The organism is Nocardiopsis sp. CNR-923 (genome assembly GCF_001942255.1).
Classification (GTDB): domain Bacteria; phylum Actinomycetota; class Actinomycetes; order Streptosporangiales; family Streptosporangiaceae; genus Nocardiopsis.
The window spans coordinates 1-24,345 of sequence record NZ_MKKC01000093.1; the positions used below are offsets into that span (position 1 = coordinate 1).

A 24,345-nucleotide genomic window follows, 5' to 3' on the forward strand; every position below is an offset into this window, starting at 1 on the left:
GGCAAACCGGATCTACAACTGGAGTACTAATCCCTGTCTTGGTCATCCGGAAAAGCGCTGACCTGCGCGGTCGTGGTCCCGTTTACCTGGGAATTCTCCGCATTCTATGGCTTTTGTGCACTTCGACCGGTCTGGTTCGTCCGTCATCGGCGTGGAAACGCGGAGCCGCCATGGCCGCTCCCAACCCGCACAATGCCTCACTATAGGGATGGGGTAGACAAGGGCATGGCGGATCCGCCGTCCGGAGCGGGCGGCGGCGACTCAGCGCAGGAGGCGGGGATGGCGAAGGCGTCACGGCTCGGCACGGCCGGGCGTGACCTGTCCGACGGCACCGGGGACGGAGCCGGCGCAGCCGGGCGGCGTCCGCCCCGTGCGGGGGCCGGCGGGCGCTGGTGGGTCGGTGTCGGCCGTGCCGTCCTGTGGGCCTTCATCATCGTCGTCGTCTTCAACGGTGTCTGGTTCCCCCTGCGCGGCGGCCTCGCCCTGCCGAGCAGCGCGCAGGAGCCCGAGACCGGTGACACCGTGGCCTACCCCGAGACCGCGTCCGCGGCGTTCGCGCTCCGCTTCGCCGAGGTCTACCTCGACACCTCCGACACCGACGCGCGCCTCGACGACCTCGCCGCGTTCGTCCCCGAGGGCGAGGCCACCGCCCTCGACGCCACGGCCGACAGCCTCACCGGCGACGGCCTCGCCGTCGTCGCCGTCGACGTCCTCGACGACGACAACGCGGTCGTCGTCGTCCGCGCCGACGTCAACGGCGAGCCCATGCGCCTGGACGTGCCGGTCTACGCCGACGAGGACGCACTGGTGGTCTCCGGCCGTCCCGCGCTGCTGGCCGCTCCCTCGCGGGCCACGCTGCCGCCCAGCACGGCCTTCGAGACCGACCCGGCCGCCACCGAGCAGCTTGAGGAGGTGCTGCCCGGTTTCTTCGAGGCCTACGCCGGGGAGCCGGAGTTCCTGGAGCGATTCCTGGAACAGGGTGCCTCGATCACCCCGCTTCCGCAGAACGCCCTGGAATTCGACGAACTGTCCGAGATCACGGTGCCATCACAGTCCTCGACCGGGGATGATGACGTACGACGGGTGGCGGCCACCGTGCGCTGGAACGTCCCGGCCTCCGACGGGACGGAAGCCGGCCAGTTGGTGCAGGACTACCTGGTCACCGTGGTCGACTCCGGCGACGAGTGGCACGTGCGTGACATCCAGGGCGCCCCGAGTTCGTTCGGCGGCTGACGGGGCCCGTAGGCAAGGAGACGAGAAGAACCATGCGCACACGCAAGACGACACCGGAGGACGGCGCCTGACATGCTCCCCCTGTTGTCCTCCACGACGGACGCCCTCGCCCATGCGGGCGGGGCCGACCTGCTCCACCTCGCGTCGTCGACGCAGGACGCCCCGGACACCGGCGGCCTCGCTGACTTCCTTCGCGGCTTCTTCGGGCCGCTCTTCCTCGTCATCGTGTCGATCGTGGCGGTGTTCTTCCTGTTCACACGTGAGATAACGCGGTTCGCGCAGTTCATTATCCTGGCGATCTTCATCGGGATCGTCTTCTACGTCCCCGGCATCATCGAGGTCATCGCGGTGGCGCTCGCGCGAGCGATGGGCGTATCGGCGGAATAGGCGAGGGAGGCCGGGAACGTGGATCTGCCCACATACACCAACATCTGGCGTATCGAGAAGCGGCTGTACAAGCTCTACGATTTCCGGCTGCCCATGCCGCTCCCCGTGGGCACCTTCGGCGTCGCCCTGGGGATCTTCGCGATCTGGGTGGTCCTGCTCAGCGTCCTCAACGCCCCGTTCACCTTCGGCAACGGCTGGCACCTGGTGCTGTGGGTGGTACCGCCCGGGGTGATCACCGTGCTCGCCACCCGGCCGGTGATCGAGGGCAAGCGCCTCACCGAACTGCTCATCTCCCAGGCTCGGTTCCTCGCCGAGTCCCGCGTGTACACGCGGCTGGCCCCCGAGTACGAGCCCGGCGAGATCCGGGTGGTGGTGCGCGTGTGGCACCGCCATCCGGACGCCGGTCCGCTGCCCGCGGTCGGGCGGCGCCGCGCCGAGCAGCCGGTTCCGGAGGTCGGGGAGCCGGTCGGTGAAACGGAGACGGAACGCCCCGCCCCGGAGTCGGCCCCGCCCCTCGTCGGTGTGGCGCGCCCGCAGCCCGCCCCGAACCCGCGGTCGCCGAGGAGCCCGCGTACGCCCCCTCCGAGGACGCTGTCCAGGCCGCGCCCGCGGACACCCGCGGCGTGAGCCGCCGCGTGTTGAACTACTTCGGCATCGCCCTGGGGCCCGTGCCCACCACCTCCATCGGGGACGAGGCCGACCCGCGGGAGGAGCCCGAGGAGGAGGGCGACACCGCCGCGTGGCTCACCAGCTGCGCGCCCCCTCAGGTCAGACCCCCGTCGGTCTGCGGGCCAAGACCGCCTACGAGGTCGGCGACACCGGGGCGATGAGCCGCGCCGAGGTGGCCGAGGCGACCGCCGGTCCCGAGCGCGAACGCGAGCGCCGCCGCGCCGAGGAGGTCATGTCCGCCCCCGAGCCCGAGACGGCCGAGTCTCCCGCCGCCCGACGCCTCCGCGGACGCGTGCAGGGCATCCGCGTCGCGCGCGAACTCGACGAGCGCCGCTCCGAGCGCGTGCGCGAACGGGCCCCCAAGGACCCGCCGTCGGCGCGGTCGCGCGGGACCGCGCTTCCCGCCGACGAACCACCGAGCCCGCCCCGGCGCAGGAGCCGTCCCCACGCGGCGCCCTGGGAGCTGGACAGCGCACGGCCGGGCGGTGCCGAGCAGGAGCCGCCGGACCACGCGAACCCGGGCGACCTGACCGACTACGCCGAGCGCTACGCGGCGGCGACGGGACGACCCGTCACACCGGAGAGCCCCTCCGCCCCGTGGCTGCCGCCCGCCTCCGCGACCCCGGAGGACGAGCCGGCCGCCAGTACGGGCGAGACCGCCGAACCGACCGAGCCACCCGAACCGACCGAGCCACCCGAACCCGTCGAACCGGTCGAGACGTCGGCGAAGCTCCGTTGGAGCTGGACCACGGGACCGGCGAGCAGGCCGCGATGCGTCCCAGCCGAGCCCGGACGACGAGGATCGCGGGCCGGAGTGGAAAGAGCACATGTCGGTGCTCGACCAGCACCTCAGCACTGCGGACACCCCCGCGCCGCCGCGGCCCAAGTTCGCCGACGCCCTGCGCGACGGCGAGCGGGCGCCGGAGGGGACGAGCCCCGCGGAGTGGTTCGACGACGGCAGGAAACGACACCCCGACCAGCCCAAGGTGGGTGACCGGGGGAACCCCGTGATTCCCGCCAGCGAGCTGCGGGAGGAGAACGCCGCCCGTTCCGCCGAGCCGACGCCCGACGCCGACGCCGCCTCCGCGCCCGAGGCCGCGACGGCCGACGACGCCGACGACGGCACGCGCGCCACCGACGCCGACGCCGCCTCCGCGCCCGAGGCCGCGACGGCCGACGACGGCACGCGCGCCACCGGCGGCGAGGCGGTCGAGGCGGTCGAGGCGGTCGAGGCCAAGCCGATCACGCAGATCGACCACGGAACGGGGGAGCTGGCGAGTTTCGCGGAGGTGCGCGGCGCGACCGACGGCGACATCGGGTCCGACCGGCCTCCCGGCTCCCGGCTCGGCGCCACGCCGGAATCCGAGACCGACGCGCGGTCCGCGTCCGTCTCCGCAACCGGCTCCGAGCCCCCGGCCACCGATGTCCCGGAGGCAGCGGCGGGACCCCGGTCGACCTCCGACTCGCCGGACGCCCCGGCCTCTGAGGCGAGGTCCGGCCCACGGGCCTCCTCCGCCCGACCCACTTCGGAGCCCGGGGCCGCATCCAGCGCCCGGGTCCCGTCCGACGCCGGGTCCACTCCCGTTTCCCGGGACGCCTCCGGAACCGGTTCGGGCGCGCGGTCCGCGGCCGACTCTCGGGACGCCTCGGAGCCCCCGGTCGCCCGGTCCGCGTCGGATGCGCCTGAGGTCGGCGCCTCCGCCACCGACCCCCAGCCTGCCGACACCCCGATCCCGCCCGACCCCCGCGTCGGGCGAGCCTCGCGGCCTCCGGCCCCCTCCGAGACCGCTGACGACCCCTCGGCCACGAGCGGCTCCGAAACCGGCTCGGGCGCGCCCACCGCGCCCGCCGACTCCGACGGGGCGGTCGCCGCGCGCCGGACCGAAGCGGACCTGGAGGAGGTTGAGGCCGCCGCGCTCGCCCGTCGCCGCGAAGCCGTCCGGAGTTCCTCCGACACGCCCCTGCGCGACCCCCGCGCCAACCGGAGCATGGCGGACGCCCTCGCCCAGGAGCGCGCCGCCGCCCCGACCCCGGACGAGGCCTCCGACCAGGCCGCCCCCCACGAGCGTCCCGACGGCCACGACCCGCACGACGGCGCCTTCCACCGCGTCGCGCAGAACGCGCGCAAGCTCGGCCACCTCTTCGGTCGGCCGGTGCCCGGCGAGGCCCCCGAGCCCCCGCGTCGCGAGGAGCCCAGGCCCGATCTCGAACTCGACCACGGCACCGGCGAACAGGAGCGCCTCGGCGACACACCCCGGGGCGTACCCGCCCCGCGCCCGTACCCCCGCCCCCCGAGCCCCAGGACCCGCCCGCCCATGACTCCGGCGGCACGCGCGGCTGGCGCCGTCTGGCCAAGGTGGTCACCGGCGGAGCCAGCCCCGTCCGCTCCGACCTGCCCGCGAGCGACATCACGCGGCTGCGCACCCCGTTGGCCGAACCCCGCAGTCTGGTCGTGCTCGGCTGCACCGGCGGCGCCGGCCAGACCGTCACCTCGCTCATGATCGGGCACACCCTCGCCGCCCACCGGGACGAACCCGTCGTCGCGGTCGACGTCAACCCGGGTCCCAACGGCCTCTCCCGCCGGGTCGGGGCGCAGACCCCCGAGACGCTCACCGCCCTGCTCGCCAACGCGGACGAGGTCGACGACTACGCGAGGATGCGCGGCTACACGTCACGGGCGAGCACCGGACTGGAGGTCGTCCAGACCCTCGACGACCCCTACGTCCAGACGCTCGACGACCGCGACTACGCCCACCTGACGAACCTGCTCGGCCGCTTCTACTCCGTGACGCTCCTGGACCCCGCCGCGACCGGCGTGGCCAGGGCACTCCCGGTGGCCGACGGCCTGGTCCTGGTCGCCCCGGCCAACGCCGACGCCGAGCGGGCGGTCTCCATGACGTTCGAGTGGCTGGACGGCAACGGCTACGGCGCCCTGCGGGCGGCTTCGGTGCTCGTGGTGAACGGGGTGAGCAAGCGCAGCCTGGAGGACGTGGACGCGGCCGAACGGGTCGCGCGCGGCCGCTGCCGGGCGATCGTCCGCATCCCCTGGGACGACCACCTGGGCTCCTCCTACACCCGCATCGACGTGGGCGCCCTGCGCCCCTCGACCAAGCGGGCCCACGGCGCCCTGGGCGGCGTCCTCGTCAACACGCTCACCCGGGCCTGACACGCGGGGCGGGCGGGCACACGCCCGCCCGCACGCTGGTGAATCCGTCGAACCTCAGCGGCCGACCGGGGTGAAGTCACGCGCGGACAGGAAGTCCGGGCGCGGGTTGGACGCGGCGAACGGTTTCACGCACGCGTTCTCGACGCTGTTGAACACGATGAAGATGTTCGACCGGGGGTAGGGGGTGATGTTGCCGCCCGAACCGTGCATGCAGTTGGAGTCGAACAGGGTCGCGTCGCCCGCCTGGCCGGTGAGCACGTCGATGCCGTGCCGCTCGGACAGCATGGTCAGCGAGTCCTGGTCGGGCGTGCCGACGTGCTGGCTCCTCAGCGACGCCCGGTAGTGGTCGTCCGGGGTCGCGCCGACGCACGACACGAACGTCCTGTGCGAGCCCGGCATGATCATCAGGGCGCCGTTGTACGTGAAGTTCTCGGTGAGCGAGATGGAGACGCTGGCCGCCCGCATCCGCGGCATGCCGTCCTCGGCGTGCCACGTCTCGAAGTCCGAATGCCAGTAGAAGGAGCCGCCGCCGAACCCGGGTTTGTAGTTGATCCGGCTCTGGTGCACGTACACGTCCGATCCGAGGACCTGCCGGGCGCGCTCCACCAGGCGCGGGTCGTTGACCAGGTCGTGGAAGACCTTGCTGATCGTGTGGACCTCGAAGATCGAGCGGACCTCGTTCGACGACGGTTCCACGATCACCCGTTCGTCCTCGCGCAGGGCGCGGTCGGAGCTGAGCCGGTCCAGTTCGGCGTGGAAGGCGCCACCTCCGCCGCCGAGACGAGCGCCGGGATCTGTGCGTAGCCGCGTCGGTCGTACGCGCCGACCTCCTCAGCGCTGAAGGGTCCGTCCTCCGCGGCACCCCAGACGGTGGGGTCCTTGCGGTACAGAAGAGCGGGTTCGTTCGCCTTCCGGGTCGGGTACTCGTCCGCGGTTGGAGCATCCATCTGCAGAGTCATGGCCGATCCCCTCGGTGGGGTTCATCCTCTCAGAGGTCGACGGTCACCTTACGACACGCGAACTTAACAAATTTCCGCCGGCCTTCATGAGGATGCCCGTTGGCGTGGTGTTTGACGAATCCCCGATTGGGTATTACTGGAATACTATATGGGCGGAAACCAAAAATCCGTCCCCCTCTTTTTCTCCCTTTTTGGTTGGCTCGGCCGTCTCAGGCACGCCTCACCTGCGCCATTGCTTCAAGAGTGGTTCAAGAGCGCCATTTCGAGCATCACCCCAGGTCGTCCCGGTGCGGTCGTCGTCGGCGGGGCCGTCGGCGCATGCTCCGACTTTTCCTGTGCGCTAGATCACAGGGATCTGGTACAGCCGTGCGGTCGGGGCGTCCGCGGTGACCCGTCCCGGTCAGCCCGGATCACGCCCGAATTCCCCTGGCGGGACTGGTGCGGGAGCTCTCCTCCGGTGCACTCTGGGAAGGCCCCTGTCCTCGACCCGCTCCAGAGGAGAAAACGTGTCCCCCACCCCCCGCCCCCGCCACGGAACCCTGGCCGCCGTCGCCGCGGCGATCCTGCTGGTCGTCCTCGGCTGGGCGCCACCCGCCTCCGCCGACCACACCCTCCCCCCGGGCATCCCCAGCACCTCGGCGGCCCAGAGCCAGCTCGACTCCCTCACCGTCGCTCCCAAGGGAGCCCAGTCCGGCTACGACCGCAGCCTCTTCCCGCACTGGGTCGACGTCCAGGGCGACTGCTCGGCGCGCCAGGTCGTCCTCCTGCGCGACGGCCACGACGTCGTGACCGACACCGACTGCCAGCCCACGTCCGGTCGTTGGTGGAGCGCCTTCGACGACACATGGGTCTACGAAGACCCCTCGCGGATCAGCGTCGACCACATGGTCCCGCTCAGCGAGGCCTGGAAGACCGGCGCCCGCCACTGGAGCACCTCCGAGCGCCGAGCCTTCGCCAACGACGTGGACTCGTCGCAGCTGTGGTTGGCCACCCCCTCCAGCAACAGCGACAAGGGCGACGACGACCCCTCCGCGTGGATGCCGCCCAACACGGCCGTCCACTGCGACTACGCCAAGTCCTGGATCACCGTGAAGTACCGCTACGACCTCACCGTCACCTCGGCCGAGCGGTCCGCCCTCCAGAACACGATCGACACCCGCTGTTAGTCGTGCCTGGGCGTCGCGCAGCAGGGCAGGTGTCCGCGGCACCCCCCCTGGACCCGCAACGGGGCCGGGCGTTGCCGTGGCGCCCGCTCCGCCCGCCACCCAGGTCGACGGAGCCCGTTCCCCTCCAGGGGCGGGCTCCGCCCGTGTCGGCGCCACCCCGGGGCCCCGACGCCGGAATTCGGGCGCGCCGGAATCCCGTCCGCTTCTCTGCCCCCAGGCCATGCACCACTATGGAGGGTGGCACAGGCGGGAAACCCGGGGGCGGCCCCGGTGCGGGGGCTCGCCCCGCCGCGACGCGACCAGAAGGGTTACAGATGACCGGCACCAGGGGTACCCGGGGCGCGACCCGCCTCGCGGTCCGCTACTTCGACGACCGCGTGCTGTTCAGCGACACCGAGGCCTGGGCCTACTTCCGCCTGCCGACGGTGTCCTACGAGTTCACCACCCCCGAGGAACGCCAGGCCCTGGCCACCAACATCACCATCGCGCTCGCCGCCATCCGCATGAACGACGCCGAGGTCCACCTCCGCGTCGCCCACCGCACCTACCCCGCCGCCGCCTGGGCCACCCGCCTGGACTCCACCGCCGACTCCGGCCCCGCTGGTACGACTACCTCGACGAGATGTACCGGCACGTGTGGGCCAAGGACTTCTGGACCAAGGAGGTCTACCTCGCGTCCGGCTCGGCCCGCGCAGCGCCGGGGGAGGCCTCGGCGTCTTCTCCCAGCTCTTCGGCGCCTACCAGAGGACCGAACAGGTCCTCGGCATCACCGACGACGCCGTCGACGACCGCGAGATCGCCCGCTGGACCGAGCAGTCCGAGCGCCTCGGCCGTGCCCTGGCCGCCAGCTCCCTGCACGCCCGCCACGCCACCTCCGACGAGATCGCCTGGCTGGTCCGCCACGCGGTCAGCGGCACCGCCGAGGAGGTGCGCCCCTCCGCCGTCGGCCGCCGCACGTGGGGGCGGGGCGAGATCGAGGCGCTCGTCGACGGCGTCGTGCACAACGGCCGATCCTCACTCCGTCTCGAACAGCCCGCCGGCTCCACCCACGTCGCCTTCCTGTCCTTCGTGCGCTTCCCGGACCTCATGCCCTTCCCGGACGGCGAGCCCTGGATGCACCACGCAGACGCCCTGCCCTTCCCCGTGGAGATGTCCCTGCGGATGAAGCTCATCCCGCCCGCCAAGGCCAGCAAGGACGTCGGCCGCAAACTCGCGCACGCCCGCGACATGGACGCGCACATCCGCGAGGCGGGCGTGGAGGCCCCCATCGCCCTGGCCGAACAGATCGACGCCGCCCGGATGCTGGAGCACGGCATCACCAAGGAACGCCTCCCGTTCGTCTACGGCTGGCACCGCCTCATGGTGTCCGCGCCGACCGAACGCCTGCTCGGCCAGCACGTCGAGGCGGTCGTCGAGCACTACCGCGACATCGGCATCGACGTCATCAACTCCACCGGTGACCAGTTCTCCCTGTTCAGCGAGGCCCTGCCGGGCGACCGACTCCGCCTGGGCGCCTACGCCCAGCGCCAGCCCCTGCGCACCATCGCGGGCGGCATGCCCACCGCCACCGTCGACGTCGGCGACCGCGTCGACCGCTCCGGCGGCGGCTGGGTGGGCCCCTACGTCGGTGAGACCATCGGCCGCGCCCGCTCCATCGTCCACTTCGACCCGTTGGTCGCCGCCGCCCGCAACCGCCCCACCGCCATCGCGATCACCGGCGAGCCCGGCGGGGGCAAGACCACCCTCGCCCTGCTGCTCATCTACCAGCTCGCGCTGCGCGGGGTCACTGTCGCCGCGATCGACCCCAAGGGCGACGCCGAGTCCCTCGTCGAACTCCTCCGGCGTCGCGGCCGCAAGGCGCGCGTCATGTCCCTGGGTTCGGCCCAACCGGGGCTGCTCGACCCCTTCGCGTTCGGGGACGACCTGCCCTCCCGCAAGACCATGGCCACCGAGACCCTCCGCCTCCTCCTGCCGCGGATGAGCGAGGAGCGCGAGTCGGCGATGATCCAGGCCGTCGCCGCGGTCGCCAACCAGCCCCGCCCGTCCCTGGCCAAGGTGGTCGACCACCTCGTCTCCTCGCCCGGGGCCGCCTCCCGCAACCTGGGCGCGGTCCTCCAGTCGATGTCGGAGATGCGCCTGGCCAGTCTGTGCTTCGACCCGCAGGGCGACGCCCGGATCGACACCGAGGGCTGGACCACCGTGTTCACCCTGGGCGGCCTCACCCTGCCCGACTCCGGCGTGGGCCGCGACGACTACTCCTACGAACAGCGCCTGTCCGTCGCCCTGCTCTACCTGGTCTCCCAGTTCGCCCGCCGCCTCATGAACGGGTTGGACCGCCGCCTGCCCAAGGCGATCTTCCTCGACGAGGCGTGGGTGGTCACCTCCACCCCGGAGGGCGCCAAGCTCGTCCCGGAGGTGTCCCGCATGGGCCGCTCCCGCAACACCGCGCTCATCCTCGTCTCCCAGAACGCCGGTGACCTGCTCAACGAACAGGTCACCAACTGCCTGTCCTCGGTGTTCGCGTTCCGTTCCAGTGAGCGGTTCGAGGTGGAGAGCGTCATGTCCCTGCTCGGCGTCGAGCCGACCGAGGACCATCTGGCGGTGCTGCGCAACCTCGGCAACGGAGAGTGCCTGTTCCGCGACCTGGACGGGCGGGCGGGCCGGATCGGCGTGGACCTGGTCTCCGACAACCTCCTGCGCTGGCTGGACACCAACCCCACCCGCCAGCGGCCGTCCGAGGAGGACGACGACCTGGTGTCCGCCTCCGGGCAGGCCGGGTAGGGGCGCGGGGGCACGCCCGCGGCGTTCGCGCACGTCCACGGTGGGAACGGACCAGCCGCGGGAACCGGGATGAGCGGCGCCAGGTTCGGGGCCCGCCCGGGATGGGGATGACCTCTACTGTCGGGTTCCCCGTCCCGGCGCACCGACTCCGCCCCCGACCGAGACCCACCACTCACGAGGGACCGCCCATGAGTGAGGACGTGCCGCGACCCGTCATCGACCCCACCCTCCCCGAGGCGTCGCGCGAGCGGATCGCGCGGGACAGCCACGCCCCGGAACCGCCCCCGCGCCGACGCAACGGGGATGTCGTCACCCGCTCCCTCCGAGTCCGCGAGGGCGCCGTCCAGGTACTCGCCGTCGGCTTCACCGCGGGTCTGGCCGCGGCGGCCGGGGGATGGCCGCTCGGCCTGCTCATCACCGCGGTCATCCTCATGGCGCAGGTCCTCGTTTTCGTCTGCGCCGAGGACACCCACCCCGCCACCCGGATACTGGGCGTGACCGCCGGGGCCGGCGCGGTCGTCTCGGCCCCCGTCCTCGCCGTGGCGGCCCACGACGCGGTCACGGCCGTGCCCTGGGTGGTGTTCGGCGTCTTCGCCGCCCTCGTCGGGACCGACGCGGTCACCGCCCGGGTGCGCGAACCCCTCGCCGACCACGAAGGCCTGGTCGTGCTGCCCGACGACGTCAGCGAGGTCGACCACGCCCACCTCGTGGCCGTCCAGCACACGATCGACCGGGTCGTCGCCGCCCGCAACGAGATCGGCGGCGACTCCCTCGACACCGACCGCGCCCTCGTGGTCCTGCGCGAACAGGAGTGGCGGATCGCGTCCCTTCTGGCCCGCCAGCGGGAGCTGCGCCGCGCCCACCTGCGCCGCTGGCAGCGGGCGGCCTCACCCCGGGTCCGGGAGGCGCTCCGCCCCCAGCGCGCCCAACTGGAAGCCGTCGACGCGGCGGTCCGTGCCCGGGTCGAGCAGATCGCCGAGTACGGGCGGCTCGTGGACCGGGCGGTGGCCGCGCACCGGGAGTGGGAGCAGTGCCAGGAGGCGGTCGACTCCACCGTCGAGTACACCGAGCACCTGGCCTCGGCGGCCTTCCTCGACGCCCGCCCCGCAGACCTCCGCGAACTCACCGCGACCACCGAGGCCGCGCGGCGCGTGCGCGACGAACGGGTCCGCCGCCTGGTCGACCACGGCCTCACCGCCGGGGTTCCCGGATCGTGGCCGGACCCGGACGCCGGTGCCTCCGGCGGCGCCGCCCCGGGCGCCCGCGTCCCGGGGGCCGGGTCACGGGTGTCCGCGGGATCTGACAGATTGGGCCCATGACGCAAGACTGGGAGCCCCTCGCCACAGCCCTCGACGGCGCGACCGCCAACGTCGCGTACGGGGACGGCGGATTCGTCGAGATCTACCGCACGGCGCGCCGGGACCTGCTCGCGTTCATCGACTCCGACGCCGAGCGGGAGGGCGCGCGACGGCCAGGGGAACCGGACGTGGCGGAGGCCCTGACCGTGCTTGAGACGGCCGTCGACGGCGCCATGGCCGAGCACGCCCAGCAGCAGCGCCGCTGGCCCGCGCGCACCGACGGCGAGCGGCTCACCCGTGCCTTCCGAGCCCTCGACGAGTCCGGCATCCTCGCCCGCGAGGACTTCACCTGCTGCGACACCTGTGCCTGGGACGCGATCCGTTCCGAGATGTCCGCCCACGACCCGGACGAGGGCTCCGCGATCCGCGGCTACGTCTTCTACCACTCCCAGGACACCGCGCGGGCCACCGAGGACGGCGGGCTCTGGCTCGGATTCGACGCCGTCCACGAGGTCCGCCGCGCCGCCGTCGGCGACGAGATCGCCGAGACCCTCCGGGCCCACGGCCTCACCGTCGCCTGGAACGGCGACCCGGACAACAAGCTCGAACTGGCCCTGGACGGACGCTGGCGGCGCTGGGGGCGCCATGCCGCCCACCCGGGGCCGACGGTGCAGGGAGAGCCGTCGGTCGAGGTCGCCTTCACCAATCCCAGCGCCTACGCCACCCCCGTGTGGGTCAGCCACTACGAGGGCAGGGTGACCGTCCGCGAACTCGCCCGTATGGTCCTGCCCTGGCTGCCGGAGAACTTCGCGGCCACGGTCACCAGCGACCGGGGCGACACGATCCAGATCGAGCGCGCCTTCGACGTGCTCCGCGTGCGCGGGAACGGGCGCGTCCTGTCCCGCGAACGCGTCGAGGAGCCCCTCAGCCGCTGGGCGGTCGGCGGTGTCTGGCCCGAGGAGGACGCCGTGTCCGACCGGGTCGGCATGGTCGACGTCAGTTACCAGGACACGTCCCAGAACGGCATCGGCGCCGTCGACGTCCCCGAACCGATGGAGACCGCCGCCGCCCGCGCCCTCGTCCACCGGCTCACTCCCGCGCCGGACGGCTTCGCCGTGTTCGTCGCCCACGACGGCTCCTGCGTCCAGATGATGTGGCACGCCGGTCCCCGGCTGTGGATGGAGACCCCCGATCTCAAGGAGTCCCTGTCCAGGGGGCGCCACGTCAGCGTCTCGGAGGCGGAGGAGATGGTGCGGATCCTCGCCGAGGAGGGCCGCGTCGCACTCGACGAGCTGGGGGAGCTGACGATCATCGCCTGGTAGCGGGCGCGGGCGGGTCCGCGGGATCCCTCCGCGGAGCGGTCGAGCCGCGAGGCCGCGCGGCTCAGGGGCCGCCGGGACCGAACCCGAAGAAGGCGCGCGCCCTCGGCGGGATGAGCAGCAGCCCCCCGATCGCGAGGTTGACCGCGAGTACCAGCGCGTACCAGAACAGCAGGCCGGGCGTGTAGACGAACACCGAGAACATGGTGAGGATCAGCATCACCGACACCACGACCTGCACGACCACCACCGCCCCGTACAGGATCCGCGACCGCGCCATCAGGCCCGTTCCGGCGAACGCCGAGAACACGCCCCAGCCGCCGACCAGCAGCACGGTGCTCCACGTGTAGTCCTGCGACCCGTCCAGCGCCTCGCGGGCGAACAGGGCCGTCAGCACCATGAGGTAGAGCGCGTTGAGTCCCAGCATCACGGCGGCGACGATCACCGCCCCGGGCGCGGGCATGTCGGTCCCCCGGCCGTTCCACGCGGACCCACCAGCCGGTCCCCGCGGCGGAGCCCCGCCCCGGGGCGGTTGTCCGACGGCGTGCCCGGTGCCTCCGTCCGGACCGAACCGCTCGGTGGCGCCGGTTCCCGCCCGACCCGCGCCCGTGGCGGATCCGAGCCCGGCGGGCCCCGTCCGCGTATGTCCCGGCTGGTGGCCCGGGTGCTGGTGCGACTGCTGGGGTCCGCTGGGAGGTTGTCCCGGAAACCGCCCGGCCAACGGGTCGGGGGTGTGCGGGCCGGGCGCTTGGCGCCCGGGGAAGCCCCTGCGCTGCGTGTGCGGCCCCGGCGCGTTCGGGTGCGGGGTGTCGTACGGGCCGTGCTGGGGACCTCCGGGCCGCGCGCCCGTCGGGCCGTTCACGGGGGTCTGCGGCCCGCTCACCGACGCCTGGGGGCCGCTGGCGGCGCCGTGGGGTCCGCTCATCGGGCTCTGCGGCTCCCGCACGGGGTTCCGCGGACCGCTCGGGGAAGACCACGGTTCGCCGGCCTGGGGCCGCGGTTCGCTCGCGGGGTTCGCGGAGCCGTTCCCGAGGGCCCGCGCCGATCGCTCGCGCTCCAACAGGGCGAGCGCCTCGTCCGGGGTCGGCCGCGCCGAGGCATCCCGGTTCAGCAGTGCGCTGATCAGAACGTTCAGTGGCGCGCCCGCCGCATGGTCGGTGATGCCGGTCAGGGCCAACCGCGGTGGCAGGGGAGCGGTCAGGACGGCGCTGATGATGCCGGTGATGCTGTCCCTCTTGAACGGGGACCGGCCCTCCAACAGTGAGCACAGCGTGACTCCCAGGCTCCAGAGGTCGGAGGCGGGCAGCGCCCGCTCCCCCTCGAACCGCTCCGGGGCCATGTACTCCGGCGAACCGATGAACACCCCGGTCTGGGTGAGCGCCGTGCTGCCGTCGACGTTGGCGATGCCGAAGTCGGTCAGCACCGTGCGGTCGTCGTCGGTGAGCATGATGTTGGCGGGCTTGACGTCCCGGTGCGTGACCCCGGCCGCGTGCGCCGCGCGCAGACCGTCGAGCACTGACCGGGCGATCTCCTCCACTCGCGCCACCGTCATGGGACCGTGGGCGTCCAGGTGCTGCTGGAGCGACGACCCCGACAGCAGTTCCATGACGATCCACGGGCTCTCGCCCTCGTCGAGCACGTCGTGGACGGCGACCACGGCCGTGCTGTTGATGCGGGCGGTCGCCTGCGCCTCGCGCATGCTGCGGGCGTGCGTCTCCGCGCGGGCGTCCGGGTCCATCCCCTCGGGGAGGAGGACCTCCTTGACTGCCACGTCGCGCTGCAGGGCAGGATCCCAGGCGCGCCACACCGTTCCCATCCCGCCCGCGCCGAGCCGTTCGCGAAGCTCGTAGCGGCCCACGGAGGGATGACCGTCGGACGACATAGGGGCGCATCCCTTCTTGGGGCGGGGGACGATGCGCAGGGCAATCTATCCGAGAAGAGCCCTACCGCCCTGGATCGTGCTGGCGGGTGCCGACATCTGCGTCCATCTCACTGTAAGCCGGGCAGCCGCGAACACCTCGGGCCCCGATGGGAGCTGACCGGTTGCGGTCACCGGTGGTACGGGGTGTCCCAGCGCCCCGGAGCATCCGGGCTCCGTGCCCCCGGGCAGTGACGACGGCGTTCGCGGTCGCGTCGGCGGCGTCCCCCGGCGAGCGCACCGGCGCGGTGGGCGAAGCGATGCGTGCGCGGTGCTCGGCGGTCCGGACGCCACCGCGCGACGCGGCCGTGCGCTGGTCGACCACGCACCGTAGGGCATCGGATTTCGGTTGTGCGGCAATGTGGACTGTGGGTATCGCGGAAGCCGGACCGGAACCTGGACCTCAGTCCGATTCCTAGGGATATGTCCACTTTTGGCGGCGAAAGTGGATGTGATGCCCCTCATACTCGGTGCTGGGTCAGTAAATTGTGGTCTGGTGGTTTATGGGTGTTCCGGAAGTCCGTTGACGTCCTTTACCTGCGTAAACATGGATAGCGTGCTGCCTCGTGTGCCCAGGGTGCGCTGACGTGGTGGCGGAAACCGGAAATCCCGACGCGTTGCACTCAACCTCCGACCCCCTGATGGAGCACCATAGAGGATGGGGTAAGGACATGCGGGGGACTGTGCCCGTGCGCGGTCAGGCGACGGCGTGCGCGCGGGCGGAGTCACCGTGTCTGCCATCGACCCCCGGCACGAACCACGACGCAGGAGAGCCAGCAGATGACGCTTCAGCACGTCCGACGGCGCGGATGGCGACGCCTCCTGATGATGTTCCTCCTGCTGGTGGGCTTCGTCTTCCTCCCCGCGACGGGCGCGCAGGCGAACACCCTGTGCCCCGGCGAGCCCGCGCCTCTGCCCGAGGCCGCGGGAAGCGGTTCCGACGGGTTGCTGGTCCCGCCGCAATCGCAGTCCGCGATCCAGGGATCACCGGACGGGCTACCGCCCGACGCGAGTATGTACGGACAATACGGGACCGCCGGCACTCAGTGCACATGATCACCGAATCGTGCGTCGACAGCATCTCCAACGGGCCCCAGGCCACCCTCGCCAACACGGCGTGGGATCTGTCCAAGACGATCAACCAGTCGACGATCACCGTCTACCAGGCGGCCACGTCCGATGGTCTGCTCGCCAGTTTCAACGAACTGGTCGAGGACGTCGTCGTCACGCTTCGGGAGGGGATCTGGCGGCCGCTGATCCCGACGATCATCATTCTCGGCGCGATCTGGCTCGGGTGGTACGGGCTGGTCCGCAAGCGGGTGACGCTCACCATCGAGTCCACGGTGTGGATGGTGGCCGCGGTCGGGCTCGGCATGTGGATCCTGGTGAACCCCGCGCAGATCATGGGTTTGGCGAGCGGACTGGTCAATTCGGGGAGCCAGTTGGTGACCAGCACGGTCGGACAGGTGCCGTACGGGGGAGGCTCGGGCACGTGTCCTGCCGGCGCGGACGCTCCGGAGCGGGCGGACTGGGAGTCGGAAGCGGACTTCCAGGTCAGACGGAACGCCGACATGCTGTGGTCGAGTCTGGTGTGCCAACCGTGGGTGGCGGGGCAGTTCGGTAACGACGGATTGGCTGAAGACGCTTCTATCGACCATGCAACGGCCCTGATCTCAGCTCAAGCCATCAGCCGTATCGAACAGCAGCAGATCGCCGATAGCGAAACTGACCCAGCTGGGCTTTTCTCGGAAAAGCGCGAGTCTTATGAATCCATTGCTTCAGACATAGAGTCAACATATCCGAGCGTCTACCCGCTATTCTCTGGGCAGGATCAGGGGAGTCGACTTGGAGTCGCCACCCTAGCGCTCTTTGCAGCTATTTTTGCGGGTGGCTTGATCCTCGCGGGTTCAGTGGCCCTCATCGTGCTGAAGATCGCCTTCCTCCTCCTTTTTCTCCTGTCGCCGATTTTCCTCCTCATCGGTATCCACCCCGGATACGGCCGCATGGTCCTGTTGAGGTGGGTGGAGCTCATGGTCGGCTTCCTGCTCAAGCAGATTTTCGTGGTGCTCCTGATCTCCCTGCTCGTCATGTGCTACGGGATGGTCATGTCGAGCACTCTCGGTTGGGGCCTGCAGATGATCCTGCTGGCCCTGTTCACCGTCGCGCTGTTCGTGTACCGCAAGCCCTTCGCGTACCTGTTCACGTCGGTCAACGCGAACTCCTTCACCTCCCGCATCGTCAGCGACGTGGCACAGAGCCAGGCTCTCAGCAAGAGCGCTGTCGTGCTCCCGCCGATGGCCAATCTCAAGGCTCAGGCCTGGGGGCTGAGGAGGGCCCCGCAGATCGCCGCAGCCGCCTCGGGAGTGCCAGCGGGGGGCGGCACCCCGGTGGGTGACGTGGACGCCAGTACTGGGGAGACCGCCGCTGGCGACGGTGGCGGAGCTCGAAGCGACGGTGTTCGGGCACGCGGAGTCGCTGGCTATGGGCGGGTCCGCGGAGAGCGCACTGCGCCTCCGCTCAACGTGAATCGCTCTGGCCACGCACCCTCGGGCGGCGGTCAGCGTTCGGGAGAGGCCACTGGTCGAAGTACCGAGCAGGCCCCCAGCCTGGGCGGCGGCGCCTCGATCCCGCCACGGCCGAGTGGTGGCTACACGGGAACCGGGGACAGCGGATGGGCCTCCGTGTTCGGAACGCACTCGGGTGGTCGTGGCTCCTCCGACCGAAACGATGACGGCGGTCGCGGCAGCGGCGGATCCGTGTTCGGCGGAGGAACGTCCACTGCTGGCGGGCGTGCCGCGAGCGCTGAGCGGCCGGAACCCAGCACGGGGCGAGGGATCTTCAACGGCCGGGAGGAAACCCCAGGGAAGGGCAATATCGGCAACCGGGGCTCCCGTTGGGGGACTCCGAAGGAGAGGCGGGAACGCCCCGCGCCCCAGCGGCCCGCGCGCCCGGCTTCGTCGAGTGGCGACGGTGACGGCGGGTGGCTGACCGGATCCAGCAAGCGCAAGGACGACGCGCCCATCACCCCGTTCTGGGGGGAGTCCAGCTCCCGCCCCAGGGACCGCAAGCGCGACGTCCCCTTCTGGCTCAACGACGACTGACCTGCGAAGGCCCCGAGCGATGCCCAACTCTCTGTCCGAACGCGCCCAGCGGCTGATCTTCATCGGCCTGATCGTGGCCCTGGTGGTGTTCGGCGTCTATCTCAGCCTCGGTGGTTTCGGCGGAGGCGATGACGAACCGGAAGAACAGACCGCAGCCCCCGAGCAGGCACGGTCGAACCAGGAGGACGGAGCGGGGGAGAGTACTGCCCTGGACGGCATGTCCACGGTCGAGCCGAGCCCGATCACCACGACGGACGAAAACGACGTCGACGTTCTGACCTGGTTCCCGCTCGGAGAGGACGAACTCCGTGCGGCGGGAGCAACCGCGCGGAGCTTCGCCGAGGCTTACGGAACCATCGACTACACCCAGTCGCCGGAGACGTACTTCGGTGCGATGGAGGAACTGGCCACTGACGAGTACGCCGAGGTCCTGGCGGACACGAGCCGGGTCGGTGCCTTCTGGGAGGAGATGTCGGAGGCCGAAGCGGTCGCTGAGGGACGCGCCGAGGTGGATCGGATCCGGACCTTCGGCGACGACTCCGTCACCTTCGTCGTCACGGCACAGTCCATCACCGAGACCGGCGACGCAGAATTCGACGAAGACCTCGGCGAGTTCGCCGTGACGGTCGTCCGTGAAGGCGGCGCCTGGTCGGTCTTCGACTTTCAACCCGCCGACGTAGGACAGTTCGGGGAGGAGTAACCCTTGGCCCCCCGCCTCACCCTCACCCCCACGACCCCCTCCGACCAAGGTGCGACGGGCACGTGGGTCGGAATCACGGCCGCGATCATGGTCGCTCTCATGATCATGTTGACGATGTTCCTGGTTCCACTGATCACCAACACCACCCAGCAGATCGGCAGATTCCTCTCCAACGGGCTCGCCTGCGGGCCCAACGCCGACGCCGACCAACCGGGCGCGAGCGGATACGCGATGGACTCCATCCCGGAGAACTACCTGAACCTCTACATGGAGGCCGGGGAGGATCGAGGTATTCCCTGGAACATCCTCGCCGGAGTCGGTCAGGTCGAGTCCCACCACGGGCGATGGGATGGACCGGGCATCACCGAGGGGCACAACGACTGGGGGGCGGCCGGTCCTATGCAGTTCGGTGCCCTGGACGGCTCCGCCGCCGGCAACAGTTGGGGCGGCGAACCGATCCAGGCCGTCGACGACCGTCCCGACGAGGGTTACGGCGTCGACGGCAATGGCGACGGCATCGTCAACGTCTACGATCCCGCCGACGCGATCCCGGCCGCCGCTGACTATCTCATCGCGGCCGGTCTGGAGACGGATGTACGCCAGGCGATCTTCGGATACAACCATGCCTGGTGGTACGTGGACGACGTGACGGAGTGGGCCGAGCGGTACGCCGACGGCGACTTCGACACATCGGGCTCCATCCAGACCGCCGTTCTGTGCGAGCTGAACACGGACGGGTTGCCGATCGGTCGGGCACCGGACGAGGTCACGCAGGCCGTGGTCGACTGGGCGCTGGCGCAGCGGGGGAAACCCTATATCTGGGGTGGAACGGGACCGGTCGGTTTTGACTGCTCAGGGCTCATGCAGAAGGCCTACGAGAGCATAGGGCTCACCATTCCCCGCATCTCACAGGACCAGTGGGGATTCGGGCCCGAGATTCCCATGGGAGAGGAACAGCCGGGTGACCTCGTCTTCTTTGATGTCACGAGGGCTGGTGAACCTCCGGGGCCCGGGCACGTGGGAATGGTGGTCGGCGACGGGCTGATGGTGGAAGCCTGGTGCACCAACTGTGGTCCGATCGCGGTGCGCGAGTACGATGACCCCAACCGCGCGAACATCCTGGGGTTCACGCGACCCTCGCAGCACCCGCACGTGCTCGCACAGTTGGAGGCACAGGATAACCGTGGTTGACACGAAGGAGACCGTGCGTAGACAGGGCCTGCACGGTTGGCGGGCGGCGGCGGCAGTATTCGGATGTGGGACGCTCGCTGCCTTTGCTGTCTTCGGTGTGGTGGCTGGTGCGCTCAACTTGCTTCTCGACACAGCGACCTCCGGAATTACTTCCGGCGACAATGATATTCCCGGCGTCGCTCAGTCGGCACAGCCGCGAGCAGACCTGGAACCCGGAGCTCTGGATCTGTGTTCTGACTATTTACCGCAGATATCAGATATCACCATCACTGCTGAGCTGAGGGCGGAGCATTCAGACGAAGCTCAAGATCCTGGTTTTGACAGTGAAGCCGCTAGGACTGTAGTTGGTCGCTGCACCTTTGAGTTGACGCCGCAATACGGAACTACAACAGAATGGATATTCAATTTTGATTACGAGGCTGTGATTCGTGATCCGGGTCAAGGTCGTGACCAGGCAGCATCTGGTGTTCTGCAGCGGCGCCTGGTAGACGCGGAGAACGAGTTTGCGTCGATTGAATCACGAGGGGATCATGATTGGGCTGACGCTTCTCGATCTTTCTATGGGGAAAGTGCCAGCGGCGTAGCTCAGTACATGGTAGTTTCGCAGACTCGAAGCGCAGTTTACACTATCGCCTTTTTGGGCGACCCCGATTCTGTGGGTGCTGGGGAAGTGTCCGAATTCGACTTCGAGCGCCAAGCGGAGGTCCTGGCTGGACGACTCCACGACAGGTTTTTCAGGCTCATTCCTGAGTGAATTTTCCGGGCCAGCGGCGTCAGGCGACGCCAGCCATGAAGTGGTGGCGGCACAGTGTCGTGTACGACTCGATGCCGCCGATGTGCACCTGCTCCCCCTCGTAGACCATCACGCCGTCGACGACCCGTGCGTTGTGCGTCGCGCGCTCACCACACCAACAGCGCGCGGACACCGGTAGAACCTCGATCTTGTCGGCGAGTTCGACCAGTCGCTTGGAGCCTGGGAACAACCGTCCCTGGAAGTCGGTCAGGATGCCGTAGCAGTACACGTCGATCCGGAGCCCGTCGACGACACCCGCGAGCTGACCGACCTGCTTGAACGACAGGAACTGCGCCTCGTCGCAGATCACGTACGCGGCCTTGCGTTCGGCGACGTCGTCGTACAGGTCGAGGCCGTCGCCGACCTCGATCGCGGGCGACTTCAGGCCCAGGCGTGACGAGATGATCCCCGCCCCGGCGCGGTCCTGCTTCGTGTACAGCACGCCCTCACCACCCCGCGAGTGGTGCTCCTGGAGAGCCATCGTGCTCTTGCCCGAGTTCATCGACCCGGTGAAGTACTTCAGCTCCGGCATGCCTCTTCCTCGGTCGCGGACGCTGCCCGACGGCTTGGGCTTCCCCGCCGTGGCCAGCAGCGAAGATACCAGCGGTTCCCGGTCGCCGGAGAATCACTGGTTCGGTGGTCCTGAGCGACCCCTCCACCGCACCCTGGTGACCGTGTCTGCTCCAACCATCAGGGCGGTCGGCCCCGTGGCCGAGCGCGATGCGCGGCCCACTTTCGGCGGGGCGGGAAGTGGCTCAAGGGATGGACCGAGCCCTTCGATATATTTGGTCGCTGGTTGCCCGAATGGGGGTGGAATTTCGGAGGGGGATGTGACGTTGCGGCGTGCTCAGGTCATTCGCATGGTGGAGAGCAGATGGTTTGGCAACCTGATGCTTCTGCTGATTCTGGCCAACGCCGTCGTTTTGGGTTGGGCCACCTACGGAGGTTTCGCCCTTCCGTATCTCCTGCTCGTGGAACGCGTGTTCATCGGTGTCTTCGTCATCGAGTTGGCGCTCAAGGTCTACGCCTGGCGAGGCCAGTACTTCCGTAGAGCGTGGAACTGGTTCGACTTCCTCGTCGTGGTCGTGTCGGTCATCCCCGCGACCGGCCCGTTCTCCGTGCTTCGGGTGCTGCGCGTCCTGCGGATCCTGAGGATCATCAGCGCCGTTCCGCAGATGCGGATGATCATCACGGCCCTGTTCCGCTCGGCACCCGGCATGGGGACGGTGATCGGCCTGCTCCTGGTGATCATCTACTCGGCGGCGGTCCTCGGCCACCAGCTGTTCGGGGAGAACGTGCCGGAGTACTTCGGCGACCTGGGGACGACCCTCTACACGCTGTTCCTCGTGATGACCACCGAGAACTGGCCGGACGTCGCCGATGCGGTGGCCGCTCACCACCCGATGGGGTGGATGTTCTTCGTCCTGTACATCGTGCTCACGACCTTCATCATCCTCAACCTCGTCATCGGTGTGATCGTCACGTCGATGGAACAGGAAGTCGACAGGAGCATGTGGGCCGAGGACCAGGAGTTGGAGGAGATCCAGCACCAGGCCGTGATGGATCGACTCGCCGAGCTGAGCCAGCAGGTGGAGCGCCTGGAGCGGTTGGTGCGTGAGCGAGAGGGACAGCCAGTGAGCCCGCCGGGAAGCGAGAACTGACGGCAGTGGACCGTGAACACCCGGAGGCCCGGGGGGAGGGCATCCGGGTGCCGAGTGCGTGGGAGTTAGAGCTGAGCGGCCTTGAGGAAGGTCGTCCACTCCGCAGTGGAGAAGGGGAGGTACCCGGCGTCCGGGTGCTTCGAGTCGCGGATGGCGGCTCCGTGGGGGAGGCCACCGACCTCGACGCAGTTGACCCCTTGTCCGCTGTAGCTGCTCTTGCGGAAGTTCGTGGGGGTGAGGGCAACATTGAGGCGGTCGACATCGTGCGCGCTGTAGCTGCTCGTGTAGAAGATCAACTCTGAGCGTCTCAACGGGTGGTCTCCAAGACGTGTATCTGCTTGGTGATGTACTCGGCGGTCTCGGCGGCACTGATCGCCGAGGCCTGGACATCCCCAAAGGTGGCGGCGTACAGCTCTACATCGTCGTGCTCTTCGAGATACAGAGCATCGCTCAGAGTCTCCACGCACACGATGGAGGAGTCCAGGGGGTTCGGAAAGTCCAGGATCGTGAACGGGGCGGTGAGCCCGGAGTGTGCGCCCTGGCTGAGAGGGAGGATCTGCACATCGATGTGCGGCATCTGCGCCATGTGGAGCAGGTGCTTGAGCTGGCCAGCCAGCACATCAGGTCCGCCTATGAGACGTTGGCAGGCGGACTCATCGATGACTGTTCGCAGGTGCACGGGATTGAACCGAGTGAGAATCCCCCGGCGTCCCATGCGTGCTTCGGTGCGTCGTACGATCTCCTGGGGATTTGCGTAACGTCCGCCCTTGAAGATGGCAGCCGCATAGGCAGGGGTTTGGAGCAGTCCAGGGATCACCTGGGACTCGTACGCCCGAAGGACGGATGCCTCCGCCTCGAAGTCCGGAAGTGACTCGTTTCGGAAGACGTCTTTGTACTTCGACCACCAGCCACGGACACGTGCGTCTTTGGCGAGGGCCTGCATGCAGGCCCGCTTCTCAGGATCGATGATCCCGTACAGATCCATGAGATTGTCGAGATCGTCCGGTTTAATTCGTTTTGACTCGCTGGTCTCCATTTTTGTGACTTTGGGGGAGCTCCACTTCAGCTCCCTGGCAACACTGGTAGAGGAGTACCCGGCGGCGAGTCGGGCGCGGCGGAGTTCGGTTGCGAGTCGTCGTAGGCGCAGAGATGGACTTCGCGGGTCTTGCATGTCGCGTGAACCTCCCTAGTTACCCATGGGTAGAATTCAAGTTCCGCTTGCATAACTCGAATAATAACGGTTACCTAGATGATGTAGTCACCGGCTGATCACTGAAGGTCGTTGATGCCCAGGCTACGCCGTGCCCCATCCCGTCGTCGCGGGATTCTCGAACTCACCTGTTGCGGGCACACTTCATCCCTTTTGTCCGTACTCCGACACGTCAAGGAGTGTGTTCGTCATGCTTGCGAACTACGCGATGCCGTCTCTCGGCGACGTCACCGTGCCTCTCTCGACCTTCATCCGGCCCCGGTGCCGGCACTACTTCTCGGGTCGGCCCGAGCGCTCCCACTTCCGCGTCCGGCGCTACGACTTCCCCGGCACCCCGGTCGTCATGCCGTTGGTCAGGGCGTTCCTCGACACCTGTGCCGTGACCGAGTCCGAGGACTACCGCTACCTGTTCACGCTCCTCGGCTCCGAACTGGCCAACAACGCCATCCAGCACACGCGTTCGGGACTCCCCGGCGGGACCTACAGCCTCGTGGTCGACCGGCACCGCGACGGCCTGCACCTGGTCTGCCGGGACAACGGGACGATGGGTTGCGCCAAGGAGGGCGTCCCCGCCGCCAACCCGGACGGCCTCTGCCTCAACGCCGAATCCGGCCGGGGGCTCACCCTGGTGGACGCGTTCGCGACCGACTGGGGGAGCGACGCCCGCGGCCGGACCCATCACGTCTGGTGCTACCTGGCTTTCGACCTCGAAGACAGCCTGTGGGACACGAGCCCCGCGGCCTGACGCTCAGTGGCCGGGCGCGCCCACTTCTACCGCGCTCGGCCTGTCCCC

Annotated in this window: 19 protein-coding genes and 2 pseudogenes; 16 read left to right on the top strand and 5 right to left on the bottom strand. The window is 69.6% G+C overall.

All coding sequences use genetic code 11. From position 1 onward, the window contains the following. Positions 1-279 precede the first annotated feature (279 nt). The 5 genes from BJF83_RS16025 to BJF83_RS16055 all read left to right on the top strand — a co-directional run bounded on the left by BJF83_RS16025 (position 280) and on the right by BJF83_RS16055 (position 5,455). Positions 280-1,233, top strand: coding sequence for a conjugal transfer protein (locus BJF83_RS16025; RefSeq protein WP_075926946.1), 954 nt, complete (start codon positions 280-282; stop codon positions 1,231-1,233). A 72-nt stretch (positions 1,234-1,305) separates the two neighbouring features. Further along, the gene (locus tag BJF83_RS16030; protein ID WP_075926922.1) at positions 1,306-1,620 is read left to right on the top strand and encodes a hypothetical protein; all 315 of its coding nucleotides are present in this window, start codon (positions 1,306-1,308) and stop codon (positions 1,618-1,620) included. Between the two features lie 18 nt (positions 1,621-1,638). Beyond that, positions 1,639-2,247 carry a conjugal transfer protein gene (locus BJF83_RS16035; RefSeq protein ID WP_075926923.1) on the top strand — a complete coding sequence of 203 codons (609 nt, stop codon included), beginning with the start codon at positions 1,639-1,641 and terminating at the stop codon, positions 2,245-2,247. A gap of 869 nt (positions 2,248-3,116) precedes the next feature. Then, positions 3,117-4,790 carry a hypothetical protein gene (locus tag BJF83_RS16050; protein WP_075926926.1) on the top strand — a complete coding sequence of 558 codons (1,674 nt, stop codon included), beginning with the start codon at positions 3,117-3,119 and terminating at the stop codon, positions 4,788-4,790. Continuing rightward, positions 4,742-5,455, top strand: coding sequence for a hypothetical protein (locus BJF83_RS16055; RefSeq protein WP_143831915.1), 714 nt, complete (start codon positions 4,742-4,744; stop codon positions 5,453-5,455). The genes BJF83_RS16050 and BJF83_RS16055 overlap by 49 nt, the downstream gene beginning before the upstream one ends. 54 nt (positions 5,456-5,509) lie before the next feature. Here BJF83_RS16055 and thpD read toward each other — a convergent pair. Continuing rightward, positions 5,510-6,414 (bottom strand): annotated as a pseudogene (gene thpD / locus BJF83_RS16060) (ectoine hydroxylase). A 506-nt stretch (positions 6,415-6,920) separates the two neighbouring features. Between thpD and BJF83_RS16065 the strand changes: the two are divergent. The 4 genes and pseudogenes from BJF83_RS16065 (at position 6,921) to BJF83_RS16080 (ending at position 12,981) form a co-directional block, all read left to right on the top strand. Next, positions 6,921-7,580 carry an HNH endonuclease family protein gene (locus BJF83_RS16065; protein WP_075926928.1) on the top strand — a complete coding sequence of 220 codons (660 nt, stop codon included), beginning with the start codon at positions 6,921-6,923 and terminating at the stop codon, positions 7,578-7,580. Between the two features lie 314 nt (positions 7,581-7,894). Further along, positions 7,895-10,361 (top strand): annotated as a pseudogene (locus BJF83_RS16070) (ATP-binding protein). A 188-nt stretch (positions 10,362-10,549) separates the two neighbouring features. Beyond that, positions 10,550-11,680, top strand: a complete 1,131-nt coding sequence (locus BJF83_RS16075) for a hypothetical protein (protein WP_075926929.1) — start codon at positions 10,550-10,552, stop codon at positions 11,678-11,680. Beyond that, positions 11,677-12,981 (top strand): DUF6891 domain-containing protein, encoded by a 1,305-nt coding sequence (locus tag BJF83_RS16080; protein WP_075926930.1) that lies wholly within the window; start codon positions 11,677-11,679, stop codon positions 12,979-12,981. Before BJF83_RS16075 ends, BJF83_RS16080 begins: the two co-directional genes overlap by 4 nt. Positions 12,982-13,042: 61 nt before the next feature. Here BJF83_RS16080 and BJF83_RS16085 read toward each other — a convergent pair whose 3' ends face one another. Continuing rightward, positions 13,043-14,860 (bottom strand): serine/threonine-protein kinase, encoded by a 1,818-nt coding sequence (locus tag BJF83_RS16085; protein WP_075926931.1) that lies wholly within the window; start codon positions 14,858-14,860, stop codon positions 13,043-13,045. A gap of 816 nt (positions 14,861-15,676) precedes the next feature. Here BJF83_RS16085 and BJF83_RS29355 point away from each other — a divergent pair. The 5 genes from BJF83_RS29355 to BJF83_RS26835 all read left to right on the top strand — a co-directional run bounded on the left by BJF83_RS29355 (position 15,677) and on the right by BJF83_RS26835 (position 20,642). Then, positions 15,677-15,952: a hypothetical protein gene (locus BJF83_RS29355; protein WP_262391595.1), complete on the top strand. Its 276-nt coding sequence runs from the start codon at positions 15,677-15,679 to the stop codon at positions 15,950-15,952. Continuing rightward, positions 15,949-17,997, top strand: coding sequence for a type IV secretion system protein (locus tag BJF83_RS16090; protein WP_262391596.1), 2,049 nt, complete (start codon positions 15,949-15,951; stop codon positions 17,995-17,997). Before BJF83_RS29355 ends, BJF83_RS16090 begins: the two co-directional genes overlap by 4 nt. A gap of 19 nt (positions 17,998-18,016) precedes the next feature. Further along, on the top strand, positions 18,017-18,697 hold the full coding sequence (locus tag BJF83_RS16095) for a hypothetical protein (RefSeq protein ID WP_187347166.1): 681 nt from the start codon (positions 18,017-18,019) through the stop codon (positions 18,695-18,697). A gap of 87 nt (positions 18,698-18,784) precedes the next feature. Beyond that, entirely contained in the window at positions 18,785-19,888 is a 1,104-nt protein-coding gene (locus BJF83_RS16100) for a bifunctional lysozyme/C40 family peptidase (RefSeq protein ID WP_083678556.1), read from the top strand. Beyond that, positions 19,881-20,642, top strand: coding sequence for a hypothetical protein (locus BJF83_RS26835; protein ID WP_143831916.1), 762 nt, complete (start codon positions 19,881-19,883; stop codon positions 20,640-20,642). The genes BJF83_RS16100 and BJF83_RS26835 overlap by 8 nt, the downstream gene beginning before the upstream one ends. A 19-nt stretch (positions 20,643-20,661) precedes the next feature. Here BJF83_RS26835 and BJF83_RS16105 read toward each other — a convergent pair whose 3' ends face one another. Beyond that, positions 20,662-21,213 carry a thymidine kinase gene (locus tag BJF83_RS16105; RefSeq protein ID WP_075926933.1) on the bottom strand — a complete coding sequence of 184 codons (552 nt, stop codon included), beginning with the start codon at positions 21,211-21,213 and terminating at the stop codon, positions 20,662-20,664. Positions 21,214-21,541: 328 nt separating this feature from the next. On the opposite strand from BJF83_RS16105, the gene BJF83_RS16110 reads away from it, so the two are divergent. Then, positions 21,542-22,342: an ion transporter gene (locus BJF83_RS16110; RefSeq protein ID WP_075926934.1), complete on the top strand. Its 801-nt coding sequence runs from the start codon at positions 21,542-21,544 to the stop codon at positions 22,340-22,342. A gap of 65 nt (positions 22,343-22,407) precedes the next feature. Here the strand turns inward: BJF83_RS16110 and BJF83_RS16115 are convergent, their stop codons facing one another. Beyond that, a complete protein-coding gene (locus BJF83_RS16115) occupies positions 22,408-22,653 on the bottom strand; it encodes a DUF397 domain-containing protein (RefSeq protein WP_075926935.1) in 246 nt (81 codons plus the stop codon). Then, positions 22,650-23,513, bottom strand: a complete 864-nt coding sequence (locus BJF83_RS16120) for a helix-turn-helix transcriptional regulator (protein ID WP_075926936.1) — start codon at positions 23,511-23,513, stop codon at positions 22,650-22,652. Before BJF83_RS16120 ends, BJF83_RS16115 begins: the two co-directional genes overlap by 4 nt. 229 nt (positions 23,514-23,742) lie before the next feature. Here BJF83_RS16120 and BJF83_RS16125 point away from each other — a divergent pair, with 229 nt between their 5' ends. Further along, positions 23,743-24,297: an ATP-binding protein gene (locus BJF83_RS16125; protein WP_075926948.1), complete on the top strand. Its 555-nt coding sequence runs from the start codon at positions 23,743-23,745 to the stop codon at positions 24,295-24,297. Positions 24,298-24,345 lie beyond the last annotated feature (48 nt).

Bases quoted from the DNA above. Each gene is read 5' to 3' on its own strand.
- BJF83_RS16025 (WP_075926946.1), top strand. From the start codon at position 280: ATGGCGAAGGCGTCACGGCTCGGCACGGCCGGGCGTGACCTGTCCGAC.
- BJF83_RS16030 (WP_075926922.1), top strand. From the start codon at position 1,306: ATGCTCCCCCTGTTGTCCTCCACGACGGACGCCCTCGCCCATGCGGGC.
- BJF83_RS16050 (WP_075926926.1), top strand. From the start codon at position 3,117: ATGTCGGTGCTCGACCAGCACCTCAGCACTGCGGACACCCCCGCGCCG.
- BJF83_RS16075 (WP_075926929.1), top strand. From the start codon at position 10,550: ATGAGTGAGGACGTGCCGCGACCCGTCATCGACCCCACCCTCCCCGAG.
- BJF83_RS16080 (WP_075926930.1), top strand. From the start codon at position 11,677: ATGACGCAAGACTGGGAGCCCCTCGCCACAGCCCTCGACGGCGCGACC.
- BJF83_RS16085 (WP_075926931.1), bottom strand. From the start codon at position 14,860: ATGTCGTCCGACGGTCATCCCTCCGTGGGCCGCTACGAGCTTCGCGAA.
- BJF83_RS29355 (WP_262391595.1), top strand. From the start codon at position 15,677: ATGACGCTTCAGCACGTCCGACGGCGCGGATGGCGACGCCTCCTGATG.
- BJF83_RS16090 (WP_262391596.1), top strand. From the start codon at position 15,949: ATGATCACCGAATCGTGCGTCGACAGCATCTCCAACGGGCCCCAGGCC.
- BJF83_RS16095 (WP_187347166.1), top strand. From the start codon at position 18,017: ATGCCCAACTCTCTGTCCGAACGCGCCCAGCGGCTGATCTTCATCGGC.
- BJF83_RS16100 (WP_083678556.1), top strand. From the start codon at position 18,785: ATGGTCGCTCTCATGATCATGTTGACGATGTTCCTGGTTCCACTGATC.
- BJF83_RS16105 (WP_075926933.1), bottom strand. From the start codon at position 21,213: ATGCCGGAGCTGAAGTACTTCACCGGGTCGATGAACTCGGGCAAGAGC.
- BJF83_RS16110 (WP_075926934.1), top strand. From the start codon at position 21,542: ATGGTGGAGAGCAGATGGTTTGGCAACCTGATGCTTCTGCTGATTCTG.
- BJF83_RS16120 (WP_075926936.1), bottom strand. From the start codon at position 23,513: ATGCAAGACCCGCGAAGTCCATCTCTGCGCCTACGACGACTCGCAACC.
- BJF83_RS16125 (WP_075926948.1), top strand. From the start codon at position 23,743: ATGCTTGCGAACTACGCGATGCCGTCTCTCGGCGACGTCACCGTGCCT.